Origin of the sequence: Microbacterium sp. BDGP8 (assembly GCF_029991045.1) — a bacterium.
Classification (GTDB): Bacteria; Actinomycetota; Actinomycetes; order Actinomycetales; family Microbacteriaceae; genus Microbacterium; species Microbacterium plantarum.
Genome location: NZ_CP120712.1, coordinates 895994 through 909233 on the forward strand (window position 1 = coordinate 895994; position 13240 = coordinate 909233).

Annotated in this window: 14 protein-coding genes; 6 read left to right on the forward strand and 8 right to left on the reverse strand. The window is 70.1% G+C overall.

From position 1 onward, the window contains the following. The first annotated feature begins 71 nt into the window (after positions 1-71). Positions 72-1115: a nitronate monooxygenase family protein gene (locus P6897_RS04230; RefSeq protein WP_282502188.1), complete on the forward strand. Its 1044-nt coding sequence runs from the start codon at positions 72-74 to the stop codon at positions 1113-1115. Positions 1116-1152: 37 nt separating this feature from the next. Here P6897_RS04230 and P6897_RS04235 read toward each other — a convergent pair whose 3' ends face one another. Further along, complete coding sequence (locus P6897_RS04235; protein ID WP_282502189.1) at positions 1153-1428, reverse strand: acylphosphatase; 276 nt, start codon at positions 1426-1428, stop codon at positions 1153-1155. A gap of 14 nt (positions 1429-1442) precedes the next feature. Then, positions 1443-2060, reverse strand: a complete 618-nt coding sequence (locus P6897_RS04240) for a LysE/ArgO family amino acid transporter (RefSeq protein ID WP_282502190.1) — start codon at positions 2058-2060, stop codon at positions 1443-1445. Between the two features lie 71 nt (positions 2061-2131). Here P6897_RS04240 and P6897_RS04245 point away from each other — a divergent pair, with 71 nt between their 5' ends. Further along, positions 2132-3028 (forward strand): LysR family transcriptional regulator ArgP, encoded by an 897-nt coding sequence (locus P6897_RS04245; RefSeq protein ID WP_282502191.1) that lies wholly within the window; start codon positions 2132-2134, stop codon positions 3026-3028. A gap of 115 nt (positions 3029-3143) precedes the next feature. Here P6897_RS04245 and P6897_RS04250 read toward each other — a convergent pair whose 3' ends face one another. The 3 genes from P6897_RS04250 to P6897_RS04260 all read right to left on the reverse strand — a co-directional run bounded on the left by P6897_RS04250 (position 3144) and on the right by P6897_RS04260 (position 6550). Continuing rightward, a complete protein-coding gene (locus tag P6897_RS04250) occupies positions 3144-4172 on the reverse strand; it encodes an NADP-dependent oxidoreductase (protein WP_274177448.1) in 1029 nt (342 codons plus the stop codon). Between the two features lie 142 nt (positions 4173-4314). After that, a complete protein-coding gene (locus P6897_RS04255; protein WP_112616995.1) occupies positions 4315-4833 on the reverse strand; it encodes a MarR family transcriptional regulator in 519 nt (172 codons plus the stop codon). A gap of 10 nt (positions 4834-4843) precedes the next feature. Continuing rightward, positions 4844-6550: an MDR family MFS transporter gene (locus P6897_RS04260; RefSeq protein WP_282502192.1), complete on the reverse strand. Its 1707-nt coding sequence runs from the start codon at positions 6548-6550 to the stop codon at positions 4844-4846. A gap of 188 nt (positions 6551-6738) precedes the next feature. Here P6897_RS04260 and P6897_RS04265 point away from each other — a divergent pair, with 188 nt between their 5' ends. Next, positions 6739-7251, forward strand: a complete 513-nt coding sequence (locus P6897_RS04265) for a 2'-5' RNA ligase family protein (protein WP_269267439.1) — start codon at positions 6739-6741, stop codon at positions 7249-7251. Between the two features lie 26 nt (positions 7252-7277). Here the strand turns inward: P6897_RS04265 and P6897_RS04270 are convergent, their stop codons facing one another. Together P6897_RS04270 and P6897_RS04275 are read right to left on the reverse strand one after the other, a co-directional pair. After that, complete coding sequence (locus P6897_RS04270) at positions 7278-7937, reverse strand: YqaJ viral recombinase family protein (protein ID WP_112616890.1); 660 nt, start codon at positions 7935-7937, stop codon at positions 7278-7280. A 161-nt stretch (positions 7938-8098) separates the two neighbouring features. Beyond that, positions 8099-9073: a hypothetical protein gene (locus P6897_RS04275; protein ID WP_282502193.1), complete on the reverse strand. Its 975-nt coding sequence runs from the start codon at positions 9071-9073 to the stop codon at positions 8099-8101. Between the two features lie 438 nt (positions 9074-9511). Between P6897_RS04275 and rplJ the strand changes: the two genes are divergently transcribed. Further along, a complete protein-coding gene (gene rplJ / locus P6897_RS04280; protein WP_112613525.1) occupies positions 9512-10000 on the forward strand; it encodes a 50S ribosomal protein L10 in 489 nt (162 codons plus the stop codon). A gap of 48 nt (positions 10001-10048) precedes the next feature. Continuing rightward, positions 10049-10432, forward strand: coding sequence for a 50S ribosomal protein L7/L12 (gene rplL, locus P6897_RS04285; protein WP_023952029.1), 384 nt, complete (start codon positions 10049-10051; stop codon positions 10430-10432). A gap of 74 nt (positions 10433-10506) precedes the next feature. On the opposite strand, the gene P6897_RS04290 is transcribed toward rplL, so the two are convergent. Further along, the gene (locus P6897_RS04290; protein ID WP_282502194.1) at positions 10507-11556 is read right to left on the reverse strand and encodes a LacI family DNA-binding transcriptional regulator; all 1050 of its coding nucleotides are present in this window, start codon (positions 11554-11556) and stop codon (positions 10507-10509) included. Between the two features lie 269 nt (positions 11557-11825). Here P6897_RS04290 and P6897_RS04295 point away from each other — a divergent pair, with 269 nt between their 5' ends. Next, complete coding sequence (locus P6897_RS04295; protein WP_282502195.1) at positions 11826-13160, forward strand: extracellular solute-binding protein; 1335 nt, start codon at positions 11826-11828, stop codon at positions 13158-13160. The last annotated feature ends 80 nt before the right edge of the window (positions 13161-13240 follow it).

The window sequence follows — 13240 nt, forward strand, 5'->3', positions numbered from 1 at the left end:
ACGGGGTCTCACCTTCGGGTGAGGCCCCGTTCGTCGTTCCGGGCTCGCCCGGATCGCGCTAGCGTCGGCTCATGCGGCATTCCCTCACCGATGTCCTCGGAATCGATCTGCCCATCGTGCTCGGCCCCTTCGGGGGTCTGTCGTCCGCGGCGCTGACGGCCGCGGTCAGTGAGGGAGGTGGACTCGGGTCGTTCGGGCTCTACGGGTACGACGGCACGCGGATCCGCGAGACCGTCGCGTCGATCCGAGAGCGCACGGCTCGCCCGTTCGCTCTCAACCTGTGGCTGCCGCTCGGCGACGAGGTCACGCCGCACGGAGTGGATGCCGCGCCGTCGCGCGACGCGCTGCGGCCGCTCTACGCAGTCGCGGGCGCGGCCGTACCCGAGCTGCCGGAGCGCTTCCTGCCGCCGCTCGAGGAGCAGCTCGCTGCGATCTGGGAGGCACGACCCGCGGTCCTGAGCGTGGTGTTCGGCGTGCCCGCGTCGGCGGTCGTGGAAGACGCGCATCGGCTGGGCATCCGCGTGATGGGGACCGCCACGACGGTCGCCGAGGCGCGGGCGCTCGAGGCCGGCGGCGGAGACGTCATCGTCGCGAGCGGCGCCGAGGCCGCGGGTCACCGCGTTTCGTTCCTCGGGGCGCCGGAGGATTCCCTCGTGGGGACCTTCGCTCTCGTGCCGCAGGTCGTCGACGCCGTGTCCGTGCCGGTGGTCGCCGCGGGCGGCGTTGCCGACCGGCGCGGCGTCGCCGCAGCGTTCGCCCTGGGGGCCTCGGGGGTGCAGGTCGGGACCGCCTTCCTCCGGACGCGGCAGTCGGCCGCATCCGAGGGCCATCGCGCCGCGATCGCCGGGGCGCAGGACACCTCGACGGTGCTCACGCGTGCGATGAGCGGGCGCCTCGCGCGCGGCATCCCGAATCGCGCCGTCCGCCACATCGAGTCCGCGGGGGTGATCGCGCCATTCCCGGCGCAGAACTGGCTCACGGGAGTCTTCCGCGCCGCCGCCGGGGGTGACCCGGAGCTCTCGTCGCTGTGGGCGGGCCAGGCCGCAGGTCTCGCCACGCGAGACAACGCGGGAGACGTGCTGCGCGAGCTCGCCGCCGGGCTGCCGGCGTCGTGAGGCCGGTCGCGGCGCCGGCGCGGTGCCGCGGCTTCGGTCACTGGGTGTCGCGAACCTCGAAGCCCATCGAGCCGATGCGCACCGCGTCGGTGACCCGCGCCGCGTCGACCCGCGCCCCGGGAGGGCCCTCCGCCATCCAGGCGAGCACCGCGTCGACAGCGTCATCCGTGCCTTCCAGGGCAGCCTCGACGGTGCCGTCGCTACGGTTGCGCACCCAGCCGGCGACGCCGCGCCTATCAGCTTCGAGCAGCAGGCTGTAGCGATATCCGACGCCCTGGACACGGCCCTCGACGACCACGTGAACGCTTCGCATCCCCTCATCCTGCCTCACGGCCAGACGAGGCTCACGGCGAGGAGGATCATGACCAGGGCGACGAGCCCGTCGAGCACGCGCCACGCGCCCGGGGTCGCGAGCACGCGCCCGAGGAGGCGCGCTCCGAACGCGAGCGCGAAGAACCAGACGACGCTCGCCGTCACAGCGCCGACAGCGAACCAGACGCGGTCGTCGCCGTGGGTCGCGGCGATGCTCCCGAGGAGGAAGACGGTGTCGAGGTAGACGTGGGGGTTCAGCCAGGTCAGCGCGAGGCACGTGAGCGCGACGGCGGCGCGGCGGGCCGGCGCGGGGCGCTCGGTCGCCGCCTGCGCGTCGAGAGCTTGCCCGCTGGGGCGCCAGGCACGACGAGCAGCGAGGAGGCCGTAGGCGAGGAGGAACGCCGCGCCGGCCCACCGCACGACGGGCACCAGCCACGGCAGGCCCGCCACCACGAGGCCGAGGCCGGTCACCCCCGCGACGATCAGCACGGCGTCGGATACGGCGCAGATGGTCGCGACGAGTAGAACGTATTCCCGCCGGATGCCCTGCCGCAGCACGAACAGGTTCTGCGCGCCGATGGCGACGATGAGCGACAGGCCGAGGCCGAGGCCCGAGAGGGAAGCGGAGAGCACGAGTCGACGCTAGGGTCGCAGGTCGGTACAGTCCAGTTCATGGATCTGCAGTCGATGAAGCACAGCTGAAGATGCGCGTTCCGGTCGAGCTGGTCGAGACCCTCGCGGTGATCCTCGACGAGGGGAGCCTGGATGCCGCCGCGCGTCGTCTGCACATCACGCCATCCGCCGTGAGCCAGCGGGTGCGGGCTCTGGAGCGCGTCGCCGGCCAGGTTCTGCTCGTGCGGTCGAAGCCTGCGCGCGCGACCGAGGCGGCGCACCGCTTCGTGCGCTACGCCCGCCAGCTCGCCCTGCTCGAGCGCGACGCGTTCGAGGGGGCCGACGAAGAGGCCACGAGCGTTCCGCTCGCGGTCAACGCCGACTCGCTCGCGACGTGGTTCCTGCCGCCGCTGGCCCGGGTCGCGTCCGCACGGGATGTCGTGTTCGACCTGCATCGCGACGATCAGGACTTCACCGCCGGCCTGCTCGAGAGCGGAACGGTCGTGGGCGCGGTGACCTCTCGGCGGGTTCCGGTGGCGGGATGCCGGGTGTCGGCGCTCGGCGCGTTGCGGTACGAGGCGGTCGCAACGCCCGCCTTCGCGAGGCGATGGTTCGCGGAGGCGGGCGTGGGCGCAGGACCCGATCGCGCCGGACTCGCGTCGGCGCCGGTCGTGGACTTCGACCGCCGCGACGAGCTGCAGACCCGGTGGCTGCGCGGCGCGGGTGTGGCTGCCGACGCACCGCCGCGGCACCGCGTCCCGGCATCCCAGGACTTCGCGACCGCCGTGCTGCTCGGCCTCGGGTGGGCGCTCCTGCCGACACTGCAGTCACGCGTGCACGTGGAACGGGGCGAGCTGGTGCGGCTCGGGGGAGACGACATCGTCGTGCCGCTGTACTGGCAGCAGTGGAACCTCGCTTCGCCGCTCCTCGACGCGGTCGCCGAGGAGATCGTCGCAGAAGCCCGGCGCGTGCTCGAGCCCGTCGCGTGAGCCCGAGCTCGCTTCGCCGAGAGTGCACGCTCGTCGCGAGAGTGTCGCTATGACGGTGCGTCGTGGGCGCGAGGGTGCGCGCTCGGCGAAACCCGGCCGCCGGGCGGGGAGGGACTCAGGACTCCGCGACCGTGAGGACGACCTTTCCGCGGGAGTGACCCCGCTCGACCTCGATGTGAGCGGCGGCGACATCGGCGAGGTCGTGGACGCTGTCGACGAAGACCTGGATGGCGCCCGAGTCGAGCAGGCGGCCGAGGGTGGCCAGCACGCTGCCGTCGGGGATCACCTTGTACCCGGTCGCGCGTACGCCCGCCGCTGCGGCAGCCTCGGCGTACCCCGGCCATCCGCCGGTCGGGACCATGACGTACAGACCGCCCGGACGCAGCACCCCGAGCGAGCGGGAACCGGTGTCGTCGTGCACGTTGCCCACGAGGTCGATGACGACATCCATCTCGCCGACGACGTCCTCGAAGCGCGTCGTCGCGTAGTCGATCGCGACCGAAGCGCCGAGCTCGCGCAGCCAGGGCAGGTTGCGGTCCGAGCCGGTGGCGGTCACCTGTGCGCCGAAGTACGCGGCGAGCTGCACAGCGAAGTGACCGACCCCGCCCGATCCGGCGTGGATCAGCATTCGCTGTCCCTCGTGCGCGTGGGCGGTCTCGACCACCAGCCCCCAAGCGGTGAGCGCGGCGAGGGGAACCCCCGCCGCCTCCACATGCGACAGGCTCGCGGGCTTTCGGGCGACGGACAACGAGGGCACGACGGCGTACTCCGCGTAGCTGCCACCCGAGCGGGGGAACGGTAGCATGCCGAACACCTCGGTGCCGGGCTGCAGCTCGTGGGTCTCGTAGGGGCTCGCGATGACCACGCCGCTGAAGTCGAAGCCGAGGGTGCTCGGCCAGCGATCGATGAGTCCTGCCACACCGCGTCCCAGCCGCGTCTTGGTGTCGATGGGGTTCACACCGGCGGCCACCACTCGCACGAGCACTTCGCTCAGGGCGGGAGAGGGCACCGGGACATCGGTCACGCGGAGAACCTCGGGCGCGCCGGGTTCATCGAACACGACCGCTCGCATCGTCTCGGGCGTCGCCTCGGCCGGCGTCGTCGGCTGGGAGGCGGTTGCTGTGCGCAGCGGCCGGAATCTCATCCGTCGCTCCTTCCTCACACCGCGGCGTCGGCGGCGATGATGCTCGGTCGATCTCAGTCAATCGTGAGATTGTCTCGACCGTGTTACGCCGCGGTCACCGGAGGGAGAAGCTCGGCGTCGCCGGAAGCGGGAGCGAGGGCGTTCAGTCGGGCGTCTCGGATGACGACAGGGCGTGGAGCAGCCGGGTGAGCTCGCGGATGTCGTCGACGTGCCACGACTCGAGCGCGGTCAGCAGCGAGTTCTCGCGCGGCGCGCGGACGGCGTCGAGCCGGCGGATGCCGTCGGGGGTGGCCGAGAGCAGGCTCGAGCGGCCGTCGGCGGGGTCGGGCGTGCGCTGCACGAGCTGGAGCTCCTCGAGCTCGCGGACCGTGCGGCTGATCTGGCCCTTGTCGGAGTGGAGCGTCTCGGCGAGGGCGGAGAGCGTGATCTCGCCACGGCGCGCGATCGTCGTGAACACCTTGTACGCGCCCGGGAGCATTCCCGGGCTCAGCCGGTCGGCGTTCTCGGCGAACAGCCGCCGGACGTGCGTGAACAGCTCACCGAACTCGAGCTCGAGCGCTCGGACGGCCGCGGTGCGCTCGTCGTCGAAGACCGATCCCCACGGGCCGGGAGTCCCGGGGGTGGTGCACCCCCGGGACTCGGCGGACTCTCGCGCGGTCATCCCGATCACCCTATCGAGCCGAGCGGCGCGTCTCCGCGTCGACCGGGGCGTCGGAGTCTGCGGCATCCGTGTGGACGGCGCCGGTCGCGGTGAGGGCGTTCATGCCTTCCGGAACCGACACGGTGGCCAGGTCGGCCTCGCCGGCCTGCAGACGCTCGGTGGTGGTCATCGTCGTCAGCGGCTTGTTCGGCAGGAACACGATCGCGATCAGGCTCAGGACCGCGAACGGCACGGCGATGAGGAACGAGTGCGAGATGCCGGTGGCGTAGATGTCCTCGAAGACGATCCGCAGCGCTTCGGGCATCGCCGAGACCTGGGGGAGCGTGTCCGACTGCAGCTGTGCGGCCCAGGTCGGGGCCTGGTCGCCGAGAGACACCAGCGCGGCCTGGATGTCGTCCTTCCGATCGCTGACGAGCGTGGTGACCTGCGAGGCGAGCGCCGCCCCCATGACGGAGACGCCGATCGTGCCGCCGAGGCTCCGGAAGAACGTCACGCCCGAGCTCGCGACGCCGATCTCGGTGGGGCGAGAGGTGTTCTGCACGACGAGCACGAGGTTCTGCATCGTCATGCCGATGCCCGCGCCCAGCATCGCCATGTAGATCGAGACGAGCGTGAAGTCGGTGTCGTAGTGGATCGTGGAGAGCAGGCTCGCTCCGCCGATCAGCAGCAGTGCGCCGACGATGAGGAACGGCTTCCAGCGGCCGGTCCGCGTGATCAGCGCGCCCACGCCGATCGAGGCGACGAGCAGTCCGCCGATCATCGGGATGGTCATGAGGCCGGCCTCGGTGGGGGTGGCTCCACGGGCGAGCTGCATGTACTGGCTGAGGAACACCGAGGCGCCGAACATGGCGATGCCCGTCGCGATCGAGGCGATCACCGAGAGGGTGAAGGTCAGGTTGCGGAAGAGCGTGAGGGGCACGAGCGGCTCGCGCACCTTGAGCTCGGTGATCACGAAGAGCACCGCGCCGATGACGGCGCCACCGACCATCAGGAGGGTCTCGACGCTCATCCATTCGAACGAGTCGCCCGCGAGCGTCACCCAGATCAGCAGCAGGGAGACGGATGCCGACAGCAGCACGATGCCGAGGTAGTCGATGCGCGTCTCCTTGCGCGGGTGCGCGGGGATGTGGAGCGTGCGCTGCACGATCAGCAGGGCGGCGACGGCGACGGGGAGGGCGACGAAGAAGTTCCAGCGCCAGCCCCAGGCATCGGTGATGACGCCGCCGAGCAGCGGGCCGCCGATCGTGGCGACGGCCATGACGGCGCCGAACAGGCCCATGTAGCGGCCGCGCTCGCGCGGGCTGATGATGTCGGCCATCAGCACCTGGCTGAGGGCGGCGAGGCCACCGGCGCCGATGCCCTGCACCGCGCGGAACGCGATCAGCATCTCGGGGGACTGCGAGAAGCCGGCAGCAGCGGTCGCCAGCACGAAGATGACGATCGCGAGCTGGTACAGCACCTTGCGGTTGGTGAGGTCGGCGAGCTTTCCCCAGATCGGGGTCGAGATCGCGGTCGTCAGCAGAGTCGCCGTGACGACCCACGTGAACGCGGCCTGGGTGCCCTCGAGATCGTGGATGATGACCGGCAGCGAGGTCGAGACGACGGTCGAGGCGAGCATCGACACGAACATGCCGAGCAGAAGGCCCGAAAGGGCCTCGAGCACGCCGCGGCGCGACATGTTCTTCCCCTCGGGTTGAGTGGATGCGGAAGCGGACATGAGTCCTCCTGGGATTCGGACGGACGCGGCTGCGTTGGCGCGGATCGTCGGCGGACGGTATTTCGGTAGCCGCGGGGCGGCGTAACTGGTTGACGAAAGTCAACCGTTGAGATCGGTCAACTATATGTTCAATCGTTGAGTTACGTCAACTATTCCCGCGCGCGCTTCGCTGCGACGAGGATGGGGACGTGTTCAGTGTGGAGGCGCTTCCCGATACCCGCATCGAGGTGGCCGTGCGGGCCGATTGGCAGCGGCTCATCGAAGCCGACCTGCCCAGCGCGGGGCGGCATCCCTCGGAATCGAACCGCCCCCACGTGACTCTCGCGGTGCGCGACGACCTGTCGACGGATGCTGGGCGCGAACTGGCGCGTCTCGGTGACGCCCTGCCGGTGGAGTGCCGGCTCGGTGGCGCGGTGGTGTTCGCTGCGGGGGAGAGGTTCGTCCTGGCCCGGCCCCTCGTCATGACGGCCGCGCTGCTGAGGTTTCACGCCCGCATCGTCGACCTCATCGGACCGCCGCCGGTGCGCTACGCCGTCACCGCGGCAGACCGATGGACACCCCACATCACCCTGGCGCGCCGGATGACGGCGGAGCAGATCGGACGCGCGCTCGGCATCGTCGGGGCGCCGACCCTCGAGGGTGAACTGACCGGACTGCGCCTCTGGGATGCCGAGGCCAAGGTGGTCACGCCGCTGGCGTGATCGCCCCGCCCGTGACGAGAGGCCGGTCAGTCGCTGAGGGCGAGGGCTCGAAAGGGTTCGCGCGGGCGCGATGCGACGATCCGCGGCGCTTCCGCCGCGCGCCGCTGCATCGTGCGGCGGTACAGCTCGTCGATGAGATCGGTCGCGAGATTCACGAGTGATCGGATCTCGCGCTCATCGCGGTCGACCCACGCGCAGCGCGGCTCGTCGTCGATGGGGACGAAGTCGTCGTGCTGCTCCCACACCACGAGGGTGCGCTCGGCGCCGAGGACGTGCTGCTGCCACCACACCTGACGCAGATAGGTGCGGGGGATCGAGCGCCAGCTCTTGTTCGTGGTCTTGATCTCGGCGAGGGTGACACGGCCGTCGGCATCCACCATCACGCCGTCGGGCGTGGCGAGGTGTCGCTTCTCGACCACGGCGTGGAAGAGCGCGGACGAGGGCTGGATGCCGTGCGTCGCAGCGACCCAGGCGGCGATCTCCGGTTCGCGGCGGCGACCGTGGTCGGTGTACGCGTTGCCGGAGAACCCCGAGCCCATGAGCTTGGCGTCGGCGGCGCGCGCAATCGCCTTCGGGCTCGTCAGCGCCGCGACGTCCGTCGCCGTGATGCCCCGCGAGCGAGCCCGGATCCACGCCACGCGGTCGCGCGAGTCCGCGACGATGCGAGCAGCGAGTTCGGGTGACACGCATTAGACCCTAACCCCGCCCGCCCTCCCTCCCCGCCCTTGCCCCTCGGCGTGCCCCCGCCCCACCCCACCTCACGCGTAGGCGTCGAGTGCACGGCATCCCATCGATTGCACGGCATCGGTGCGTAGATGTCGCGGTCATTCGGCGGCAAGCCGTGCGCTCAACGGGGAGGGTGGATGTTGAATGCCCTGAGGTGGGCGGCGAGGGTTGACGGGGAGGTGACGTGACGAGGTTCCCAGCGCACGAGGCGGCGCCCGGTCGTACCCCGGATCCAGTCTTCGCGGCGCTTCTCGTCGAGGACCGTCCTCTCTGCCGAGCGGGCTGAGCGGAGCTCCGGGTCGAGGTACTTGCCGACGCCGTCGCATTCGCCCCAGGCATCGGCGTCGTCGAGGCCGAAGTCGACGCGGTACCAGCCCGCACCGCGCGGGCCAGCGATCGGCACCTGTAGCCGAACCGACCGGAAGCCGAGTTGGTGCAACCGGAACCGGCTCACGCTTTCCAGGGTCGACTCGGCCCGGCCGTCGGCGAAGCCCACCACCCATCGAGCCCGCCTGATCCCTCGCGCCGCGCCCGCCTCGGCGATCCGAGCGGACATCGCCATCCGCCAGTCGTCGGGGGAGCGGCCCGTGCGGTCGCACCAGATCCGTTCCGCGCGGTCGGCCATGACGAGCGCCGCCTCGGGAGTCATGGTGCGCGCGACGTCGAAGACCGTCCGCGCCAGGGAGGTGCAGCGGATGCCGTTCACCTCGACGACGTCATGCGCATCGAGAGGCGCGCAGTGGCGGAATGCATCGGGGCCGCTGGAGACCCGGGCGCCCGGGGCCGTCGTGAGGTGGACGCGGGTCGGCCGGAGGCGATAGAGATCGAGGCCGTGCAGGACCCCGGCGGACTCGTGCGAGACGACCGCGTGGCCCCGGACCTCGTGCGCGACCGCCATCACATGGAGCAGATGCGCGTCCTCGGCGTAGAGCTCATCGAACGCGGCGCGGTCGACGTACCAGCCGCGTCGCACGTGCACCCGGATGCCGTCCCGCACCGAGCGGTCGATCGAGCGTTCGCTCTCACCCGCCACGAGCAGGTCGCGTCGGCGGTGGAGCAATGCCCGCACCTCATCCGGTCCTCGTCGTCTGCGCATCCCGCCCATGCTCACCCCCACCCCCACACCCCACCCCATCCCCCCACCCATGTGTGGACACCCCCACCCCGCCCCCAGATGTGCAGAACTCGCGGCCGGCGCCGAGCGAACGAGCTCGCGCCGAGTGCACGGGCACGCTGCGTAGCGGTGCCGTGCAGTGGGCGGGATGCCGTGCGCTCGGCGCGGGGGTGGGGGGATTTGGGGGATGGGGGTGTGGGGGTATGGTGGGGGTAAGCCAAAGACCGCTGGTCATCGGTGTGCGCGTGAGCGCACTCGTGATCGAAGCTCTGCACTGCAGGGGCCCGCGCAGGTGACACTGAACTTCTCCTTCGGGAAACGAGCTCCGTGCCTCTGCGCCGGAGCTTTTGTCATGTCCGGGGCTGGTCGAGGCCGGCGCTCCGCCACCGCGGGGCGTCAGGCACACATCAAGGAGTGACCATGGTGCAGAAGGACGCATCGGTCGCCGAGCTCACGAAGTCATTCGAGGACTCGACTGCCGTTCTGCTGACCGAGTACCGCGGTCTGACGGTGGCCCAGCTCAAGCAGCTGCGCAACAGCATCCGTCAGGACGCGAACTACGCCGTGGTGAAGAACACGCTGACCAAGATCGCCGCGAACAACGCGGGGATCACGGCGCTCGACGAGGACCTCAAGGGTCCCTCGGCCGTGGCGTTCGTGCACGGCGACTTCGTCGCCACCGCCAAGGCTCTGCGTGACTTCGCCAAGGCCAACCCGCTCCTCGTCATCAAGGGCGGCATCTTCGAGGGCAACGCCCTCACCGCCGACGAGGTCAACAAGTACGCCTCGCTCGAGAGCCGCGAGGTTCTGCTGGCCAAGGCCGCGGGCATGATGAAGGCGACGATGGGCAAGGCTGCCGCCACCATCGACGCGCTTCGCGAAAAGCTGGAGACCGCCGACGCCGCGTGAGCGACAGGCGAGCTCTTACACCAACCCCATCTATCTAGGAGATACATCATGGCGAAGCTTTCCACCGAGGAGCTGCTCGAGCAGTTCGCCGGCCTGACCCTCGTCGAGCTCAGCGAGTTCGTGAAGGCGTTCGAGGAGAAGTTCGACGTCACCGCTGCTGCCCCCGTCGCCGTTGCCGGCGCCGCTGGTGGCGCTGGTGCCGCTGAGGCCGAGGAGGAGAAGGACTCGTTCGACGTCATCCTCGAGGCTGCCGGCGACAAGAAGATCCAGGTCATCAAGACGGTCCGCGAGCTCACCTCGCTGGGCCTCGGCGAGGCCAAGGCTGTCGTCGACGGTGCTCCCAAGGCCGTCCTCGAGGGCGCGAACAAGGAGACCGCCGAGAAGGCGAAGGCCGCTCTCGAAGAGGCCGGCGCGACGGTCACCCTCAAGTAATTCCCCGCTCTCACTCGAGAGCAGCACGACGGCCCCGGATGCTGCATCCGGGGCCGTCGTCGTCTGCGCCGGACTCAGTCCCGGCGGGAGAGGGTCGAGTCGCGGACGGCGACGGAGCTGTGTCCAGGTGCTCCCGCTGTCGTCCCCCGGACCACCATGCGCGGCTTGATCCGCATCGTCACGGTGTCGGCCTCGGGGTCCTCGATGTGGCGCAGGAGCAGCTCGACGGCGGCCCGGCCCTGCTCGTGGGGGACCTGTCGCAACGTCGTCAGGGCGAACATCTCGGCATTGACGTGATCGTCGATGCCGACGACGCTCAGCGACGACGGGACGAGGATGCCGAGGCGGCGGGCGGCGATGATCGCTCCGATCGCGACGTCGTCACAGGCCGCAACGATGCCCGTGGGTCGGGCGGCGGGGTCGCTCAGCAGGTCGACCGCGGCAGCGTACCCGGCTGGCATCGAGAGCTCGGCCGGCACCCGCGAGATCTCGTCGGCGAGACCGGCGCGACGCATCTCCGACTCGTAGCCGGCGTATCGCTCGGACTCGACGTGAGGCCAGTGCGTGGAGTCGGTGCCACCGAGGAACGCGATGCGGCGATGCCCCAGCTCGACGAGGTGCGCGGTCGCGAGAGCGGTGGCGTGCGCGTCGTCGAGCGTGACGAGGCTGGTGTCGCCCTCGGTGCCGATGACGCTGACGACTGGCTTTCCCAGCGCCAGCAGTGCGCCCAGCTCGCTCTCGGCAGGTTCGAGGCCCACCGCGATGACACCGTCGAAGCGCCGACGGGCCAGGAAGTCCTCGAACACCCGGCGCCGCGTCTCCGTCCCCGGGCGAGCGTCGTACAGGGTCAGGTCGAGGCCGTGCTCCAGGAGAGCCGCCTGAATGCCCTCGAGAACCTCTCCGAAGAACCATCGGCTGACGTGGGGCATGACGACGCCGACGGTCTGCGTGCGACCGGTCGCGAGGCTCATCGCCGACGAGTGCGCGACATACGACAGCTCCTGTGCTGCGGCAGCGACGCGCCTGCGGGTCTCGTCGGACACGTACCCGCGTCCGGTGAGGGCGCGGCTCGCCGTCGCTTTCGACACCCCTGCACGGGTGGCCACGTCGGCGATGGTGCTCATGGGACCTCCTCGTCCGTTCGGGGAGACCTGCCGGGGGACTCCCACCAGAGCGTAGCGGTTTCGACCGCGACCGGGAACCGGTTCCAGGCGCCTCGAGTGTGAGCGCTCCCACGGCCTCGCTTATTACCACATGGGATGGTTGTCAATCCGTGATATTCCGCTGGTTGTGCCGGACTCCGCAGGACAGTAGGTTGTCCTGGAATCGGTTCCCCAATGGATGCGGACAAGGCTCCTCTGGGTGAACGATGATCCCGATAGAGGAGAAGTACATGGCATTGTCACAGCGATACCGTCTTCTTGCCCCCGTCGCCCTCATGGGCGCGGCAGCACTGGTGCTGGCTGGGTGCGCCGAAGGTGGCGGCGAAGGCGGCGGCGAGGGCGGCGGCGACGCGAAGACGACCGTCCGCATCTCGGGCGGCATCACCGGTGGTGAGGCTGACGCACTCAACGAGTCGTTCGCGCAGTTCACCGAGGACACCGGTATCAAGGTGGAGTACACCGGCGACAAGTCGTTCGAGGGCAACATCGTCACCAAGGTGACCGGTGGCGACGCCCCCGACATCGCGATCGTCCCGCAGCCCGGCCTGCTGAAGACGCTCGTCGAGACCGGCAAGGTGCTGCCCGCGACTGAGGCGGTCGAGAGCGCGGTCGACGAGAACTGGTCGCCCGACTGGAAGCAGTACGGCACGTTCGACGACACCTTCTACGCGGCACCCATGCTCGCGAACCTGAAGGGTTACGTCTGGTACTCGCCGAAGCAGTTCGCCGAGTGGGGCGTCGAGATTCCCAAGACGTGGGACGAGATGATCGCTCTCACCGACAAGATCGTGCAGACGACCGGCGGTCCCGCGTGGTGCGCCGGCTTCGCCTCCGACGCCGCCTCGGGCTGGCCGGGCACCGACTGGGTGGAGGACCTCGTCCTGCGCCAGGCCGGCCCCGACGTGTACGACCAGTGGGTGGCCGGTGACGTGAAGTTCACCGACCCGCAGATCAAGTCCGCGTTCGACGCGGTGGGCGAGATCCTGCTCAACCCCGAGTACGTCAACGCGGGCTACGGCGACGTCAAGAGCATCAACTCGACCGCGTTCGGCGACGTGGCCGCGGCTGTCGCCAGCGGTGACTGCGCCCTCACGCACCAGGCCTCGTTCCTGTCGGCGAACTTCCTCGACGTGCAGACCGCCGACGGCGCGACCCCCGAGGTCGCTCCCGACGGTGACGTCTACGCGTTCCTGACGCCGGGGTACACCGAAGGCGAGCTCCAGGTCGAGGGCGGCGGCGAGTTCGTCGCCGCGTTCTCGGACGACGAGTCGACGCAGAAGGTTCTCGAGTTCATGGCCTCGCCCGAGTTCGCTGACGCGCGCGTCAAGCTCGGCGGCGTGATCTCGGCGAACAAGAACGCCGACCCCTCGCTCGCCTCGAGCGAGTTCCTCCAGGAAGCCATGACGACGCTGCAGGACGAGACCACGGTCTTCCGTTTCGACGCATCCGACCTGATGCCGTCCACGGTGGGCTCGGGCTCGTTCTGGAAGGGCATGGTCGACTGGATCGACGGTAAGGACACCGAGACGGTCCTGTCCGACATCCAGGCCGGTTACGAGAACTGATCGTCGCCTGACGATCGGTTGAGCCGAGCGGGGTCGGGCTGCACAAGCCCGGCCCCGCTCCTCCCGTCCGTACCGCCCGG

Coding starts and splice junctions, on each gene's coding strand:
- P6897_RS04230 (WP_282502188.1), top strand. CDS start 72: ATGCGGCATTCCCTCACCGATGTCCTCGGAATCGATCTGCCCATCGTG.
- P6897_RS04275 (WP_282502193.1), bottom strand. CDS start 9,073: ATGCGCAGACGACGAGGACCGGATGAGGTGCGGGCATTGCTCCACCGC.
- P6897_RS04260 (WP_282502192.1), bottom strand. CDS start 6,550: ATGTCCGCTTCCGCATCCACTCAACCCGAGGGGAAGAACATGTCGCGC.
- P6897_RS04290 (WP_282502194.1), bottom strand. CDS start 11,556: ATGAGCACCATCGCCGACGTGGCCACCCGTGCAGGGGTGTCGAAAGCG.
- P6897_RS04245 (WP_282502191.1), top strand. CDS start 2,132: ATGCGCGTTCCGGTCGAGCTGGTCGAGACCCTCGCGGTGATCCTCGAC.
- P6897_RS04235 (WP_282502189.1), bottom strand. CDS start 1,428: ATGCGAAGCGTTCACGTGGTCGTCGAGGGCCGTGTCCAGGGCGTCGGA.
- P6897_RS04250 (WP_274177448.1), bottom strand. CDS start 4,172: ATGAGATTCCGGCCGCTGCGCACAGCAACCGCCTCCCAGCCGACGACG.
- rplL (WP_023952029.1), top strand. CDS start 10,049: ATGGCGAAGCTTTCCACCGAGGAGCTGCTCGAGCAGTTCGCCGGCCTG.
- P6897_RS04295 (WP_282502195.1), top strand. CDS start 11,826: ATGGCATTGTCACAGCGATACCGTCTTCTTGCCCCCGTCGCCCTCATG.
- rplJ (WP_112613525.1), top strand. CDS start 9,512: ATGGTGCAGAAGGACGCATCGGTCGCCGAGCTCACGAAGTCATTCGAG.
- P6897_RS04255 (WP_112616995.1), bottom strand. CDS start 4,833: ATGACCGCGCGAGAGTCCGCCGAGTCCCGGGGGTGCACCACCCCCGGG.